Raw genomic sequence first — 16,716 nt, 5'->3', positions numbered from 1 at the left:
TCTCCGTTTCTTAGAACTTTCGTCAACTTGCGGCATGGATTCGCCGGTCCTATCATTCGCTCCAAAACCGCTTGAGGAGGCGGAACAGGAGGGGAGGAGCGATGTCAGTCTTGCTGGCGTTGTCGCGTGCTATCGACGCGGCCAATAATTTCATCGGAAAATCCGTATCGTGGCTGATCCTGGTGGCAGTGCTCATCAGTGCTATCAATGCCGTCTCGCGCAAGCTGTTCAATGTCAGCTCGAATGCGTGGCTGGAAGCGCAATGGTATCTGTTCTCGGCGGTCTTTCTGATCGCCGCCGGATATACGCTTCTGCATAGCGAGCATGTGAAGGTTGATCTTCTCTACAGCCGTTATTCGCGGCGAACCCAGCTACTGGTCGAGATTTTCGGCACGCTCTTTTTCCTCCTGCCTTTCTGCCTCATCACCATTTACCTCTCCTGGCCCATCGTGGAAGCCAAGATCGCCAGCGGTGAAACCTCCAACAATACGGGTGGGCTGGTTCTCTGGCCGGTCTGGGTGTTGATCCCCATCGGTTTCGGGCTGCTCGCATTGCAAGGCATTTCCGAACTCATCAAGCGCATAGCCATCCTTCAAGGGCGCATACCGGACACGGTCGCCCTTGAAGATGCGGAAGCCCAGACGCTCTGAGGGGAATGGATATGATTGCTTTTATTGCGGAAAATCTCGCTCCGTTGATGTTTCTGTCGCTGGTGGTCGTGCTGTTGCTCGGCTACCCGGTGGCTTTCGCACTGGCCTTCGTCGGTTTTGCCTTCGGCTTCGTCGGCATCGAAATGGGGCTTCTGCCTGTCAACCTGTTCGGCGCGATACCGGATCGCATCTTCGGGCAGATGTCGAATGAAACGCTGCTCGCTATTCCGTTCTTCACCTTCATGGGGCTGATACTGGAGCGAAGCGGCATGGCGGAAGAACTGCTCGATACGATCGGGCAGCTTTTCGGTCCTGTGCGTGGCGGGCTGGCTTTTGCGGTGATCATCGTCGGCGCGCTTCTTGCGGCCACGACCGGCGTTGTCGCTGCCTCGGTGATTTCGATGGGACTGATTTCGCTCCCGATCATGTTGCGCTACGGCTATGATCGCAAAGTGGCGAGCGGCACGATTGCAGCATCCGGCACGCTGGCACAGATCATTCCACCAAGCCTCGTCCTGATCGTGCTTGCCGATCAGCTGGGCCGTTCGGTTGGCGATATGTACAAGGGCGCGCTGGTTCCCGGTCTTCTGCTGGTTGGCTTCTACTGTGCCTTTATCATCGGCATGTCGATTTTCCGGCCTGATACGGTCCCGGCTCTGCCGCCGCATGCCCGTACATTGAAGGGCTGGAAACTGGCGCAGAAAGTGGTGATTTCGCTCGTGCCGCCGCTTGTGCTGATCTTCCTTGTTCTCGGAACGATCTTCATCGGCGTTGCAACGCCTACGGAAGGTGGCGCGATGGGGGCGGTCGGCGCTCTGCTTCTCGCTATCATCAATCGCCGCCTCAACATGACGATGCTGACGTCAGCGCTTTATGCCACGGCAAAACTGTCGTCCTTCGTCATTTTCATTCTGCTGGGCGCGCGCGTGTTTTCTCTCACCTTCTATGGCGTCAACGGTCACATCTGGGTCGAACACCTGATGACGTCCATCCCCGGCGGTGAAGTCGGCTTCCTGATTGTCGCCAATCTTCTGGTGTTCTTTCTGGCCTTCTTCCTCGATTATTTCGAGCTGGCCTTCATCATCATCCCGCTTCTGGCGCCGGTGGCCGACAGCCTTGGCATTGATCTGGTCTGGTTCGGCGTCATGCTGGCGGTCAATATGCAGACATCGTTCATGCATCCGCCTTTCGGCTTCTCGCTCTTCTATCTGCGTTCGGTCGCTCCATCCCGACCCTATAAGGACAAGGTCACAGGCGCGACTATCCAGCCGGTGACGTCGGGGCAAATCTACATGGGATCGATCCCGTTCCTTTTGATCCAGCTTGTCATGGTTGGCATCATCATCAGCTTCCCGGGCATCGTCACCCACTACAAGAGCGGCCATCCGCAGGCCGATCCGGCATCGATCCAGATCAATGTGCCAATGCCAGATGCTGGCGGCGGCAATCCGTTCGGCGCAGCACCCGCACCTTTCGGAGCGCCTTCGCCGTCAACTGAGCCTCTGCCCGCGCCGTCTTTCGGTTCTCCGCAGCCGAGCTTCGGACAGGACAAAGACCAACAGCAAAAACCTGCGCTATGAGGGGAAAACGAGCATTGCGTAGATTCTGATAAACCAGAACAATCTTAGGAGGAGACACATGAAACAGGATTTGAGCCGCCGCACATTTCTGACGAAGGGTGCCGCAATTGGCGCTGCCGCTGCCACAAGTGGAGCGGCACTCGCAACACCGGCAATTGCGCAGGAGTTGCCGACGCTGCGCTGGCGTCTGACTTCGGGCTTCCCGAACAATCTGGATACGATCTATGGCGGTGCGGTCTATATGGCCAATGCCGTTTCAAAGATGACCGAAGGCAAGTTCCAGATTCAGGTATTCCAGGCTGGTGAAATCGTGCCTGGCCCGCAGGCCATCGATGCGGTTCAGGCCAACACGGTCGAAATGGCGCATACGTGCGGCTATTATTTCACCGGCAAGAACCCGGCCTTCGCCATCGGGACGGCTATTCCCTTCGGCATGAACACACGCCTGCAGAATGCCTGGCTCTATCATGGCGGTGGCAACGAGCTTTATAATGCGTTCCTTGCCGATTATGGCATTGTCGGTATCGTCGGCGGCAACACGGCGGCCCAGATGGGCGGCTGGTATCGCAAGGAAATCAAAAGCCTTGCGGATCTGAAGGGCCTGAAGATGCGTATCGCGGGCGTGGCTGGCGAGGTCATGTCGCGCCTCGGCGTCGTTCCGCAACAGCTTCCGGGCGGTGACATTTATCCGTCGCTGGAGCGCGGCACGATCGATGCGGCCGAATGGGTCGGTCCTTATGATGACGAGAAGCTCGGCTTCTACCAGATCGCGCCATATTATTATTACCCGGCCTTCTGGGAAGGCGGCGCTTCGGTACACTTCTTCATCAACAAGCAGCAATATGAAAGCTTGCCGGAGCCATACAAGGTTGCGCTGAATACGGCTGCCGAAGCTGCGACCCAGAACATGATTTCGCTTTATGACGTGAAAAACACCGCTGCGATTCGTTCGCTGGTGTCGAAGGGCGTGAAGCTTCAACCGCTTCCGCGAGACGTTCTGGATGCCGCCTACAAGGTCGCGTTCGAACTCTACGCCGAATACAATGAGAAAAATCCGGCATGGGCGAAAATCTACCCGAGCTGGAAAAAATTCCGTGACGAGGGCTTCGAATGGTTCCGCGTCGCTGAATATACCTATGACAGCTACGTCTATGCGCAGCAGGCTGCAGGCAGGTAGCCATCGACTGACATAGTCGCGAAACGCTTGTGAAACGGGGCCTTCGGGCCCCGTTTTCGTTTATTGTATTTAAGGCGAAAGTGGTTTTGTAGTTAGAAATTGCTAGTGTTAATATACTTGAAATTTTATTTGATTTATATTTTATGAATTATTTATTGTTATAAAGTAAAGATGTTTATAATTAGTGTCATAATGGACACATTTTCCTTTTCAACTTCATATAGTTCTTAAAATTGGAATTGATGTATTTGTAGAGTTCATTCTATCAGGCCTCGTCTGAAAAATTTCTGGAGGCAATGAAATGAAGATCAAGAGCTTGTTGTTCGGTTCGGCTGCAGCACTGGTTGCAACCACTGGAGCATATGCTGCGGATACCGTTGTGGCACCGGAGCCTGAATCTGTTGAGTATGTTCGCGTTTGCGACGCCTATGGTGCGGGATATTTCTATATTCCGGGCACCGAAACCTGCCTTCGCGTATCCGGCTATGTCCGTTACGACGCTGCTGGCGGTGACAATGTCTACGGTCGCGGTTTCGTTGATCGTGACGGTAGCGTCGATACGCGCCGCAATTCCTGGGATAACAAGGCTCGCTTCACACTGCGCCTCTCCACGGCGTCGGAAACCGATCTTGGCACTCTGAAGACCTTTGCCGAAACCCGTTATGATTGGGGCAATGGTGTTGAAGGTGCCTCCGGTTCGCTGCGTTTTGCCTATATCCAGCTTGGCGGTCTCCGCGTCGGTCTCGATGAATCGGCCTTCGTTACCTTCCCGGGCTATCTCGGCGATGTCATCAACGATGACGTGATTCTCGCTGGCGGCTATCGCACCGGCTTGATCAGCTACACCTTCACCGGTGGCAACGGCTTCTCCGCCATTCTGTCGCTCGAACAGGGCAACAATGATGATACGGATAGCGCATACGGCTATGATGGCGTCATCAAGGACTACACGCCGCACGTTGTCGGTGGCCTGAAGTATGAAGGCGGCTGGGGCAAGATCGCAGGCGTCGCTGCTTATGACGCCCGCAACGAAGAGTGGGCCGGTAAGGTTCGCGCTGACGTGAACATTACGGACCGCTTCTCGGTCTGGGCGATGGGTGGTTACAAGTCCAATAAGGACCAGTACATCATGCAGACCGATGGCAATGGCCATGATATCGGTCAGGTTCGTGCGATCAGCAGCTTCTACGGCACCTGGGGCGGCGATTGGGCTGTCTGGGGCGGCGCAGCATTCAAGGCTACCGACAAGGCAGTCTTCAATGCGCAGCTTGCTTATGACGGCACGAACACTTTCGCAGCTACTGCCAACGTAGCGTATGAAATGGTTCCGGGCTTCACGGTCACGCCGGAAGTTTCCTACACCAAATGGAGCGACAGCAAGTCCTATCTCAACGGCAAGGATGCCGTTCAGGGTATGATCCGCTTCCAGCGCTCGTTCTAATGCTTAACCGGGAGGCCGACATCGGCCTCCCGGTCTGCATTCAAAAGTATATTGAACCGTTCATCTTGGTGTAACGGTCATGAGTTCAATAAAATTTCTAATACTTTGATATTTAATTGAAGAAATATTCTTGAATTTTCGAATGAAATAACAAGTAACCAAGTGCTGATATAACAAAAATGTAATTTGCATTCTGGTGTGCTTGTACTATTTTAAAAGAACCATTCGATAGCGTAGAAGGACTGCGCTGTTTACAAATCTGATCTCCAGTCGGAAGAGTGGTACGGCGAGCTTCGGCTCGCCGTTTTTGTTTCCGTCCTATCGTTCTGCACATATGAAAAAGGCCGGATTGATCCGGCCTTTTCGTTGCGTGAATGCATCGCAGAATATGAACTGCTCTCCTTTATCGGGAAAACTTCATATGCCGGTTGACGTCCTTGTAGAGCAGATAGCGGAACTTGCCGGGGCCGCCTGCGTAACAGGCCTGCGGGCAGAAGGCGCGCAGCCACATGAAGTCGCCGGCTTCCACTTCCACCCAGTCCTGATTGAGCCGATAGACGGCCTTGCCTTCCAACACATAGAGGCCGTGTTCCATGACGTGGGTCTCGGCAAAAGGAATGACGCCGCCGGGCTCCAGGGTCACGATGGTGACGTGCATGTCGTGGCGCAGGTCATTCGGATCAACGAAGCGGGTCGTCGCCCAGGCGCCGTTGGTGTCCGGCATCGGATTGGGCGCGATATCCTTTTCGTTGAGGAATAGCGGTTCGGGAACATCGAGGCCGTCGACATATTCATAAGCCTTGCGCACCCAATGGAAGCGGGCCGTCGTCGCGCCGTTGTTGCGAAGTGTCCAGCCGCTTTTCGGCGGCAGATAAGCGTAGCCGCCTTCGGTCAGCGTGTGCGTTTTACCAGCTACGGTGACGGCGATTTCGCCCTCGACCACGAACAGCACGCCTTCCGCGCTTTCATCCAGTTCGGCACGGTCGCTGCCGCCGCCCGGCTGCACTTCCATGATGTATTGCGAGAAGGTCTCGGCGAAGCCGGAGAGGGGGCGGGCAATCACCCAAAGCCGTGTCTTGTCCCAGAAGGGCAGGAAGCTCGTCACGATATCGCTGAACGTGCCCTTGGGGATCACCGCATAGGCTTCGGTGAACATGGCGCGATCGGTGAGGAGCTGGGTCTGCGGCGGCAATCCGCCAGTCGGTGCATAATAGCTGCGATTGTTCTTGTCGTTGCCCATGTGGGGAATTCCTTATGTGAGAAGCTGGCACTCACGGCGAGTTCTGGAAAACCTGTCGTGAGATCATGGAATGAATGCGCCCGGAAGTCGACCTTCCGGGCTGCAAGGATCAGTAGAGCGCTTCCGGCAGAATATCCTTGAGGCGCAGGAGGGCGATGCGCTCCACCTGAGCGCAAGCCGTTTCAAATTCTGTATCGCGGTCATTGGAAACGCGGCGCTGGAAAGCGTCGAGGATTTCCTTTTTGTTGCGTCCCTTCACGGCGATGATGAACGGAAAGCCGAACTTCGCCGTATAGGCGTCGTTCAATTCGGTGAATGTCCGCTTTTCCGCATCAGTCAGCGCATCGAGACCCGCACCAGCCTGTTCGGCGGTCGATTCCGCTGTCAGCCGTTTGGCCTGTGCGAGCTTGCCAGCAAGATCCGGGTGCGCCTTCAACACGGCAAGCCGCTCATCTGCCGAGGCGGCGCGGAATGCCTTCGTCATCGCGGTCGCAAGACCGGATGCGGTATCTTCCTCCAGGCTGAAACCCGCATCGTATGCACGTTCGGCAATCCATGGCGAATGCTCGAAAATGCTGCCATAACGTGCGACGAACGCATCCCTGCTGGCTTTCGAAGGCACGACGTCGGCGGTGACGGGCTTGTAGTTTTCGTGCCAGTGGCGGGCAATATCGACACGCTTGGCGACCCATACCTTGTCATGGCTTTGCACATAGTCGAGGAACCGTTCGAGCGCGGCCACACGGCCGGGGCGACCGACAAGGCGGCAATGCAGGCCAATGGACATCATCTTCGGTGCGCCTTCCGCGCCTTCGCGATAGAGCACGTCGAACGTGTCCTTCAGATAGGTGTAGAACTGATCGCCGGAATTGAAACCCTGCGGCGTCGCAAAACGCATATCATTGGCGTCGAGTGTGTAGGGCACGATCAGGTGCGGTCCCTTCGGACCTTCAACCCAATAAGGCAACTCGTCGGCATAGGAATCGGCGGAATAGAGAAAGCCACCTTCTTCCATCACCAGTTTCAGCGTGTTGTCGGACGGCTTGCCCTGATAGATGCCGAGCGGTCGCGAGCCGGTAAGTTCCGTATGAAGGCGTACCGCATCGCGGATATGCTCGCGTTCGATCTCTTCGGGAACGTCCTTATATTCCCACCAGCGCAATCCGTGGCTGGCGATTTCCCAGTCAGCCTCTTTCATGGCGGCAACGGCTTCGGGATTGCGTGCCATGGCGAGTGTCACGCCATAGACGGTGACTGGCATGTTGCGGCGGGTGAAGGCGCGCCACAAGCGCCAGAAGCCGGATCGCGCGCCATATTCGTAGATGGATTCCATATTCAGGTTGCGCTGGCCCTGCCAGGGCTGCGCACCGACAATCTCGGACAGAAGGCATTCGGAGGCCGCGTCACCGTCGAGAATGCTGCATTCGCCGCCTTCCTCATAGTTGACGACGAATTGAACTGCGATATTGGCTCCTCCCGGCCAGCGCGGATCTGGCGTGTTGCGTCCATAGCCGACGAGATTGCGCGGATATTTCATTGCGGGTCTTCCCTCGTTTTCGTTCGTTTTATCCATGATAATAAAGATTTATCGCTATTATTCCCCTCCAAAAATTTGAAAGACATCCAACGATAACCATCTTTCAGAATGAGGAGGATCGCGAAATACTAAATGCTGGGAACATGGTGTGGTTTGCGGCCCCCACAGCCGATGGCGACGTTGGGCTCAAATAAACCACCGGAAATCAAAAGCTTGTAACATTTTCCAATCTATTTGATGAGAGAATCAGCAAGCTGCAGGAGTGTAAATGGGTCAGGAAAACAGCGGTAATGGCCGGTTGACGACGCATGTCCTCGACACGGTAAGCGGCAAGCCGGCGGCAAATCTGCGCATCGAATTGCGTCGCGTCGAGAATCAGCAGGCCGAACCAATCCGGGAAATTCGCACCAACGACGATGGCCGCTGCAGCGAGCCGCTGCTGGCGGGCGAGAATTTGCGGGCCGGTTCCTACGAGCTTCTGTTCCATGTCGGCGAATATTTCGGCAAGACAGATGATGTCGTACCGTTCCTCGATGTCGTCCCTCTGCGCTTTGGCATTTCCGATGAAAAAGCGCATTATCATGTACCGCTTCTCGTTTCGCCGTTTTCCTATTCCACCTATCGCGGGAGCTAAGCGCCATGAACCAGTCTGTGCACCAGTCTGTGCGACACACGATCCGCTTTCTTCTGAACGGTGAAAAGGTTGAACTCGACCGCGTTTCCCCGACCGAAACGTTGCTCGACTATCTGCGGCTGTCCGCCAAGCTGCGCGGCACCAAGGAAGGTTGCGGCGAAGGCGATTGCGGTGCGTGCACGGTGCTGGTCGGCAAGATTTCCGACGGCAAGCTCGTTTACGAAAGCGTCAATGCCTGCATCCGCTTCATGGGTTCGCTGGATGGCTGCCATGTCGTGACGATCGAGCATCTGCGCGGCGCCGATGGCGATCTGCATCCGGTGCAGAAGGCAATGATCGAGTTTCATGGCTCGCAATGCGGCTTCTGCACGCCGGGCTTCGTCATGTCACTCTACGCTCTGTGGATGCGCGAACCGAAGCCCGCCGATGCACAGATCGAAAAGGCATTACAAGGTAATCTTTGCCGCTGCACGGGCTATGAGGCGATCATGCGCGCTGCCCGCATCATTTCCGACTACGGTACGGTCATGGAAGACCCGCTTGCTGCTGAGCGCGCCCATGTTCTCGAACAGCTGACGGCCATGCGCGATAGCGTTCGGGTGGAAGTGGGTGAAGGCAAGGACCGGTTGATTGTGCCCGGTGATCTCGATGATTTCGCCACCATCCTGGCGGCAGAGCCGAAGGCGACCATCGTTGCCGGTTCTACCGATGTGGGCTTGTGGGTCACCAAGATGATGCGTGACATTTCCCCGGTCGTCTTCATCGGTCATCTGGAGGAACTGCGCTCCGTCCGTGAGGAAAATGGTGTCGTTACCATCGGCGCAGGTGTCACCTACACGGAAGCATTCGGATTTCTTGCCAAGCGCATTCCGCAGCTCGGCCAGCTCATCAACCGCATTGGCGGTGAGCAGGTGCGCAATATGGGAACCATCGGCGGCAATATCGCCAATGGTTCGCCGATTGGTGACACGCCGCCGCCGCTGATCGCGCTCGATGCAAAACTGACGCTGCGCAAAGGGGCGGAACGCCGCACTATACCGCTGGAAGAGTTCTTCATCGCTTATGGCAAGCAGGATCGCCAGCCCGGCGAGTTTGTCGAAGCCGTGCATGTACCGGTCCCGGCAGAAGGCAGCCATTTTGCCATTTACAAAGTGTCGAAGCGTTACGAGGAAGACATTACGGCGACGCTCGGCGCTTTCCATCTGACGCTCGACGCGGCAGGCAATGTGGAAACGGTCCGCATCGCTTATGGCGGTATGGCCGCAACGCCGAAGCGCGCCAGCACGGTGGAAGCCGCACTGACGGCCAAGCCCTGGACCGAGGCTACGGTTGAAGCGGCATTGGAAGCCTATGCACAAGACTATACGCCCTTGAGCGATATGCGTGCGACAGCGGATTACCGGCTGCTCGCGGCGCGCAATCTGTTGCGGCGTTTCTTCGCCGAAACGGAAGGCAGTTACGTGCCGCTGCGTGCGGCTGAAATCGCGGCGGCGTGAGGAGGCAATCATGAACAAGCATCCTGCAAATGCATTGAAAGCTGCCCGCATTGTGGGTGGCGTCGCGACCGACCAGAAACACGATTCCGCGCACAAGCATGTGACGGGAACGGCTGTCTACATCGACGATATACCGGAGCCCGAAGGCACGTTGCATATCGGGGTCGGCTATTCGTCCGTTGCACATGGTTCATTCAAGTCGATTGATTTGTCGGCAGTGCGCGCCGCTCCCGGCGTGATCGACGTGTTGACCTACAAGGACGTGCCCGGCGAAAACGATGTTTCGCCATCGGGCATGCATGACGACCCGATCTTTGCCGTCGACAAGGTTGAGTTTCACGGTCAGCCGATCTTTGCGGTTATCGCGAAAAGCCGCGATCAGGCGCGCCGCGCTGCGCGTTTGGCAAAGATCGAATATGAAGAAACGACAGGTATCTATTCCATCGATGCGCTGGACGGTCTGAAGGACCGGCTTGTCACCACGCCGCTGACGCTGAAGCGCGGTGATGCACGTGCGGCCATCGATACCGCGCCGCACCGTATCAAGAACCGCATGTATCTTGGTGGGCAGGATCATTTCTATCTTGAGGGTCAGGTTTCGCTGGCTATCCCCGGCGAGGATGAGGACGTCACCGTCTATTGCTCCACGCAGGGGCCGAGCGAAACCCAGCATCTGGTTGCCCATGCGCTGGGCGTGCCGAGCCATTCCGTGACGGTGGAAGTGCGCCGCATGGGCGGTGGCTTCGGCGGCAAGGAAACGCAGGCCAACCAGTGGGCGGCCATTGCAGCCATTGCTGCCAAGAAGCACAAGCGCGCCATGAAGATCAGGCTCGACCGCGACGAGGACATGACCTCGACCGGCAAGCGCCATGGCTTCGTCATCGACTATGAAGTCGGCTTCGACGATGACGGCAATATTCTGGGCATCGATTATCTGTTTGCCCTCAATGCCGGGTTCTCGGCAGACCTTTCCGGACCTGTCGGCGACCGCGCACTGTTTCACTGCGACAATGCCTATTTCTTCCCGGCAGTTCATGCACAGTCGGCACCGCTTTACACAAACACCGTGTCGAATACGGCGTTTCGCGGCTTCGGTGGCCCGCAGGGCATGGTTGGTGCAGAACGCGTGATCGATGAGGTGGCTTTCGCCGTCGGCAAGGACCCGCTCGAAATCCGCAAGCGCAATTTCTACGACGAGATGGGTAAGGACGGTACACGCAACGTCACCCCTTACCATCAGAAGGTCGAAGATTGCATTATCCAGCGCATCGTTTCGGAACTTGAGGAAAGTTCAGATTACGCGAAGCGCCGCGAAGCGATCCGCGAGTTCAACGCGAAAAGCCGTTATGTAAAGCGCGGCATGGCGCTGACGCCGGTGAAATTCGGCATCTCCTTTACCAAGACGGAGTCCAATCAGGCTGGCGCTCTGGTGCATGTATACAATGACGGCTCGGTGCATATGAACCATGGCGGCACGGAAATGGGGCAGGGGCTCCATTTGAAAGTGGCGCAAGTCGTGGCCGAGGAATTCCAGATCGACATCGACCGGGTGAAGATCACCGCGACGACCACCGCCAAGGTGCCAAATACGGCGCCGACGGCGGCTTCTTCCGGTGCCGATCTCAACGGCATGGCTGCACAGGACGCAGCCCGCCAGATCAAGAAACGTCTCATCCATTTTGCGGCACAGCAATATCAGGTGCCGGAAGATCAGGTTGTCTTCCTTCCCAACCGGGTTCGCGTCGGCAATCAGGAAATCAGCTTCAACGATCTCGTGAAGCAGGCCTTTATCGGTCGTGTGCAGCTGTCGGCGGCAGGTCACTACAAGACGCCGAAAATCCACTGGGACCGTGCCAAGGGCCGGGGCCATGCCTTCTATTACTATGCTTACGGAGCAGCCTGTTCCGAAGTTTCCGTCGACACTCTGACTGGTGAATATGTGGTGGAGCGCACCGATATTCTGCATGATACCGGGCGTTCCCTGAACCGCGCCATCGATATCGGTCAGGTTGAAGGCGGCTTCGTGCAGGGCATGGGCTGGCTGACGACAGAGGAGCTTGTGTGGGACGACAAGGGGCGGCTTCGCACCCATGCGCCATCCACCTACAAGATCCCGCTGGCTTCTGACCGGCCCAAGATCTTCAATGTCGCGCTGACCGACTGGTCGGAGGCTTATGAGCCGACGATCCATCGTTCCAAGGCTGTCGGCGAACCGCCGTTACCGCTTGGGTTGTCGGTGCTGCATGCTCTGGCCGACGCCATTGCCACCGTGGCGGATCACAAGGTCTGCCCACGTCTCGATGCGCCAGCAACGCCGGAACGTGTGCTGATGGCCATCGAACGGCTCCGCAAGCAAAAGGGCTAGAGAGATGCCAGGCGCGCGCGACGATATCCGGGCTTTTCTCAACCGGCGTCCCGATAGTGTGCTGGTTGAAGTCACCGATGTGAAAGGTTCCGCACCCCGCGATGCCGGGGCGTGGATGCTGGTTGCCCGCGATATGATCTTCCGGACGATCGGTGGCGGTCAGCTTGAATATATGGCTATCGACCATGCCCGGAAGGTGCTGCTCGGCGGCAGGGACTCACCCAAGGACGTTCCCCCCATGAACGTGCCACTGGGGCCCGAAATCGGCCAGTGCTGCGGCGGACGGGTAGGCCTGAGCTTCAGGCGTGTCAGCCGCGGGCTCACCGACGAGCTTGTCAGCAAGGTCGATGCGGAAATAGCCACGCGCCCGCATGTCTATGTCTTCGGCGCGGGCCATGTTGGCGATGCGCTGGCGAGTGCTCTCTCGCTCACGCCCGTCCGGGTCATTCTGGTGGATACGCGGGAAGCGGAGCTGATGGCGTGCGATGTGCCGGGTGTCGAAACCTGTCTGTCGGCCATGCCCGAACAGGTGGTGCGTTCCGCCCCGCCGGGTAGCGCGTTTATCGTTCTCACCCATGACCACGCGCTGGATTTTCTGATTGTTGCTGAGGCATTGCAGCGACGCGATGCCGTTTATGTCGGCATGATCGGCTCGAAGACCAAAAAAGCTACTTTCAAAAATTGGTTGAAACGCGAAATCGGTAGCGACAATCTTTTTGAAAATCTTGTCTGTCCCGTCGGCGGAGCCGTTGTGAAAGACAAGAGGCCGGAAGTCATTGCGGCATTGGCCGCAGCCGAAGTTCTGACGGCGGTGCTGACTTCCGTACGTGTATCGCAACCCGCCTGATCAGGCGGGTTTTTCTTTTCGCATTTCCGGTAAAGCGCGAGAAGGTTTCGCACGATATAATATTTGAAAAACAAAGGTATAGAGCGGTTTGAGCCGCTCTATACCAAAGCCTCGCGGATCAATCGCTGGCACCGCTCCGTCATGAAATCGATGATCAGACGTACCTTTGGGTCCTGAAAGCGCTTGTGCGGGTAGATCGCAGCAAGCTGGATCGGCGCCGGTGGTGTGCTTTCGAGGATTGGAACCAGCCGTCCGTCACGGATATATTCCTTCACTTCGAACAGCGGCTTGTTGATGATGCCGCGCCCGCCAAGCGCCCATTGCGTCAATACGTCGCCATCATCCGAGTCAAATGGCCCGGTGACTTCGAATTTGCGCAGACCTTCCGCCGTTTGCAGGGACCAGAAATATTCCTTTGAGCCTGGAAAACGCAGCAGAAGACAGTCATGCTTGTCGCCAAGCAACTCGTCAGGAGACTGCGGAACCCCATGTTTCTCGAGATATGCAGGCGCTGCACAGATCACGCGCTCGCAATTCATGATCCCGCGCATACGCAGGTTCGAATTCTCCAGAACACCGAGCTTGAAAGCCACATCGACGCCTTCGCTCATAATATCGACTTCATGATCGGACAGGCGAAGCCGTACTTCGATATCCGGATATTTGTCGTGAAACTCCGGAATTCCCGATGCAATCAGCCGTCTCCCGAAGCCAAGCGGAGCGGTAATGCGAATCGATCCCTTGGGATTTTTCGCCAGTTCAGCCACGGCAGCTTCCGCCTCATCCACAGCTTCGAGGATTTTCAACGCACCGTCATAGAATACGCGACCGTGTTCGGTCGGCGTAAGCTTGCGTGTCGTCCGGTTGAAGAGCCTGACCCCCAGGTGCTTCTCCAACTCTTTGATTCGATTGCTTGCAACTGCTGGCGAAGCGCGCTGGTCGCGACCCGCTGCAGATAGATTTCCCAATTCGACAACGCGCACAAAAACGCGCAGATTATCAAGATATGACATACGTCCCCTCCACGATTGTCTAGATTTTTTTGAAAGTGCTGGTCGTGATGTGACGTTCCCTGAACCTGATTCCTTTGGCACATAATGCAACAACGAACAATGGGGCTCAAAAATGGGTCAAGAAATGGGAGTGCCTGATGTATGATTTCGCCGTAGCCTGGGACTGGCTGGGCTTCGCAGCGCGGTGGCTGCATGTGATTACCGCGATTGCGTGGATCGGCTCGTCTTTCTACTTCATCGCGCTTGATCTCGGTCTGCGCCAGCGTCCCGGCTTGCCGGTAGGCGCGCATGGCGAGGAATGGCAGGTCCATGGCGGTGGCTTCTATCACATCCAGAAATATCTGGTTGCGCCCGCCGAAATGCCGGAACACCTTACCTGGTTCAAATGGGAATCCTACGCCACGTGGCTGTCGGGTTTCACGCTGCTCTGCATCGTCTACTATGCCGGCGCCGATCTCTACCTGATCGATCCGAATGTGCTCGATGTTTCCGTACCGGTCGCCATTGCGATCTCGATCGGTTCGCTGGCCTTCGGCTGGATCGCCTATAACACCATCTGCAAGTTCATGCTCGGCAAGAGCGATACGCTGCTGATGGTCATTCTCTACTGTATTCTGGTGGTGGTGGCCTGGGGTTATACGCACCTGTTTACAGGACGTGCGGCCTTCCTGCATCTCGGTGCTTTCACGGCAACGATCATGTCTGCCAACGTGTTCATGATCATCATCCCGAACCAGAAGATCGTGGTGGCGGATCTGATCGCAGGCCGCAAGCCCGATCCGAAATACGGCAAGATCGCCAAGCAGCGTTCGACGCATAACAACTATCTGACGCTGCCTGTTCTGTTCCTGATGCTGTCGAACCACTATCCGCTGGCTTTCGGGACGCAGTTCAACTGGATCATCGCCTCGCTGGTGTTCCTGATGGGCGTCACCATCCGCCACTGGTTCAACACACAGCATGCCCGCAAGGGCAGCCCGACCTGGACCTGGCTGGTAACGGTGATCCTGTTCATCATCATCATCTGGCTCTCGACAGTGCCGAAAGTTCTGACCGGTGAGCCGGAAGAACAGAAGGTTTCGGCATTGCAGCAGTCTTTCATCTCGGACCCGCACTTTGAAAAAGTGCGGGATACCGTTCTGGGGCGCTGCGCCATGTGCCACGCCAAGGAGCCGGGCTGGGAAGGCATCATTGCGCCACCGAAGGGCGTCGTGCTGGATACCGACCGGGATATTGCCGCGCATGCGCGTGAAATCTATTTGCAGGCAGGTCGATCCCATGCCATGCCGCCCGCCAATGTCACCGGCGTGAGCGAGGAAGAGCGCCAGCTTCTTGCCTCCTGGTACCAGTCCGCCACGCAAGGCACGAAATAAGGACCACGACTAAAATGACCAAGCTTCTTATCCGCGGCCGCGTGCTGACCTTTCGTGACGAACCGCAGAGCCTCGATGACAATGCCGCTTACCGCTATATCGAAGACGGCGCTGTTCTTGTCGAAGATGGCCGCATCCAGCACGTCGGGGACTATGCTGAAGTAAGCAGCATGGCAGGCAACGACGTCAACGTCGCCGACCATCGCCCGCACCTGATCCTGCCCGGTTTCATCGATACGCATATCCATTATCCGCAGACGCAGGTGGTCGCTTCTTATGCAGCCAATCTGCTGGAGTGGCTCAATACCTATACGTTCGTCGCTGAACAGAAATTTGCCGATGAGCAGCATGCCGAATTCATTGCGGAGCGCTTTCTTGACGAGCTGATCCGCCACGGCACCACCACGGCGGTTGCTTACTGCTCGGTACATCCGCAGAGCGTCGATGCCTATTTCCGCGCCTCGCAACATCGCAACATGCGCATGCTCGGCGGCAAGGTCATGATGGATCGCAATGCGCCGCCAGCACTCTGCGACACGGCAAAGTCCGGCTATGACGATACGAAGGCGCTGATCGCACGCTGGCAGGGCAAAGGCCGCCTCGATTATGTGATCACCCCGCGCTTTGCCATTACGTCCACACCGGAGCAGCTTGAGGCAAGCCAGGCGCTTGTTCGTGAGCATCCCGGCAGCTACATCCAGACGCATCTTTCGGAAAATCACGACGAAATCTCTTTCACCAAGTCGCTTTATCCCGATGCACCGGATTATCTCGGCATATACGAGCATTACGGTCTATTGGGTGACAAGACCCTGCTTGGCCATTCGATCCATCTGGAGCCGCGCGAAGTGCGCGTCATGGCGGAAACCGGTTCGATTGCCGTGTTCTGCCCGACTTCAAATATGTTCCTCGGCTCGGGTCTTTTCGATCGCGACCGCTTAAAAGAATCGGGCGTGCGCATGGCGGTGGCGACCGATGTTGGTGGTGGCACCAGTTTCTCCATGCTGCGCACTATGGACGAGGGTTACAAAGTCCTGCAGCTGCGCGAACAGCGTCTGAACCCGTTCCAGTCATTCTACATGATGACGCTGGGCAATGCCCGTGCGCTGTCGATGGAAGACAAGATCGGTACGCTCGACGAGGGCACGGAAGCCGATATCGTGGTGCTGGATTCATCAGCCACATCGCCGATGCGGCTTCGCATGGCGGCTGGCGCGACGCTGGAGCAGGAACTGTTCCTGTTGCAGACGCTGGGCGATGACCGCGCCATCGTCGAAACCTATGTGGCTGGCAAGCCGCTCAAGGCAGAACTGGCCTGATTACTCCAATCCTTGGAGGAGGATGACCCGTGGCGGAGCGATCC

The 16,716-nt window shown here is 56.7% G+C and carries 13 protein-coding genes; 10 read left to right on the top strand and 3 right to left on the bottom strand.

Annotated features, from left to right (window positions below):
* The first annotated feature begins 101 nt into the window (after positions 1–101).
* From AC1RHM_RS16135 to AC1RHM_RS16120, 4 genes are all read left to right on the top strand, one after another.
* A complete protein-coding gene (locus AC1RHM_RS16135; RefSeq protein WP_010658267.1) occupies positions 102–650 on the top strand; it encodes a TRAP transporter small permease subunit in 549 nt (182 codons plus the stop codon).
* 11 nt (positions 651–661) lie between these two features.
* The gene (locus tag AC1RHM_RS16130; RefSeq protein WP_492332601.1) at positions 662–2,230 is read left to right on the top strand and encodes a TRAP transporter large permease; all 1,569 of its coding nucleotides are present in this window, start codon (positions 662–664) and stop codon (positions 2,228–2,230) included.
* A 58-nt stretch (positions 2,231–2,288) separates the two neighbouring features.
* Positions 2,289–3,407, top strand: a complete 1,119-nt coding sequence (locus AC1RHM_RS16125) for a TRAP transporter substrate-binding protein (RefSeq protein ID WP_010658269.1) — start codon at positions 2,289–2,291, stop codon at positions 3,405–3,407.
* Between the two features lie 301 nt (positions 3,408–3,708).
* Positions 3,709–4,848, top strand: a complete 1,140-nt coding sequence (locus AC1RHM_RS16120; protein ID WP_010658270.1) for a porin — start codon at positions 3,709–3,711, stop codon at positions 4,846–4,848.
* Positions 4,849–5,251: 403 nt separating this feature from the next.
* Here the strand turns inward: AC1RHM_RS16120 and AC1RHM_RS16115 are convergent, their stop codons facing one another.
* On the bottom strand, positions 5,252–6,088 hold the full coding sequence (locus tag AC1RHM_RS16115; protein ID WP_010658271.1) for a bifunctional allantoicase/(S)-ureidoglycine aminohydrolase: 837 nt from the start codon (positions 6,086–6,088) through the stop codon (positions 5,252–5,254).
* Positions 6,089–6,197: 109 nt separating this feature from the next.
* Entirely contained in the window at positions 6,198–7,625 is a 1,428-nt protein-coding gene (gene puuE / locus AC1RHM_RS16110; protein WP_010658272.1) for an allantoinase PuuE, read from the bottom strand.
* Between the two features lie 268 nt (positions 7,626–7,893).
* On the opposite strand from puuE, the gene uraH reads away from it, so the two are divergent.
* The 4 genes from uraH to xdhC are packed head-to-tail and all read left to right on the top strand — an operon-like array spanning position 7,894 to position 12,967.
* Positions 7,894–8,259, top strand: coding sequence for a hydroxyisourate hydrolase (uraH, locus tag AC1RHM_RS16105; RefSeq protein WP_010658273.1), 366 nt, complete (start codon positions 7,894–7,896; stop codon positions 8,257–8,259).
* A gap of 17 nt (positions 8,260–8,276) precedes the next feature.
* Positions 8,277–9,755 (top strand): xanthine dehydrogenase small subunit, encoded by a 1,479-nt coding sequence (gene xdhA, locus AC1RHM_RS16100; protein WP_181152391.1) that lies wholly within the window; start codon positions 8,277–8,279, stop codon positions 9,753–9,755.
* Between the two features lie 10 nt (positions 9,756–9,765).
* Positions 9,766–12,120: a xanthine dehydrogenase molybdopterin binding subunit gene (gene xdhB / locus AC1RHM_RS16095; RefSeq protein ID WP_010658275.1), complete on the top strand. Its 2,355-nt coding sequence runs from the start codon at positions 9,766–9,768 to the stop codon at positions 12,118–12,120.
* A 4-nt stretch (positions 12,121–12,124) separates the two neighbouring features.
* Complete coding sequence (xdhC, locus tag AC1RHM_RS16090) at positions 12,125–12,967, top strand: xanthine dehydrogenase accessory protein XdhC (RefSeq protein WP_010658276.1); 843 nt, start codon at positions 12,125–12,127, stop codon at positions 12,965–12,967.
* A gap of 98 nt (positions 12,968–13,065) precedes the next feature.
* Here the strand turns inward: xdhC and AC1RHM_RS16085 are convergent, their stop codons facing one another.
* A complete protein-coding gene (locus tag AC1RHM_RS16085; RefSeq protein ID WP_010658277.1) occupies positions 13,066–13,980 on the bottom strand; it encodes a LysR family transcriptional regulator in 915 nt (304 codons plus the stop codon).
* Positions 13,981–14,117: 137 nt separating this feature from the next.
* On the opposite strand from AC1RHM_RS16085, the gene AC1RHM_RS16080 reads away from it, so the two are divergent.
* Positions 14,118–15,353 (top strand): urate hydroxylase PuuD, encoded by a 1,236-nt coding sequence (locus tag AC1RHM_RS16080; protein WP_010658278.1) that lies wholly within the window; start codon positions 14,118–14,120, stop codon positions 15,351–15,353.
* A 14-nt stretch (positions 15,354–15,367) separates the two neighbouring features.
* Positions 15,368–16,672: a guanine deaminase gene (gene guaD / locus AC1RHM_RS16075; RefSeq protein WP_151895674.1), complete on the top strand. Its 1,305-nt coding sequence runs from the start codon at positions 15,368–15,370 to the stop codon at positions 16,670–16,672.
* Positions 16,673–16,716 lie beyond the last annotated feature (44 nt).

The organism is Brucella sp. GW823-FHT04E01 (assembly GCF_058796175.1).
This window is presented reverse-complemented; position numbering and strand designations above follow the sequence as displayed.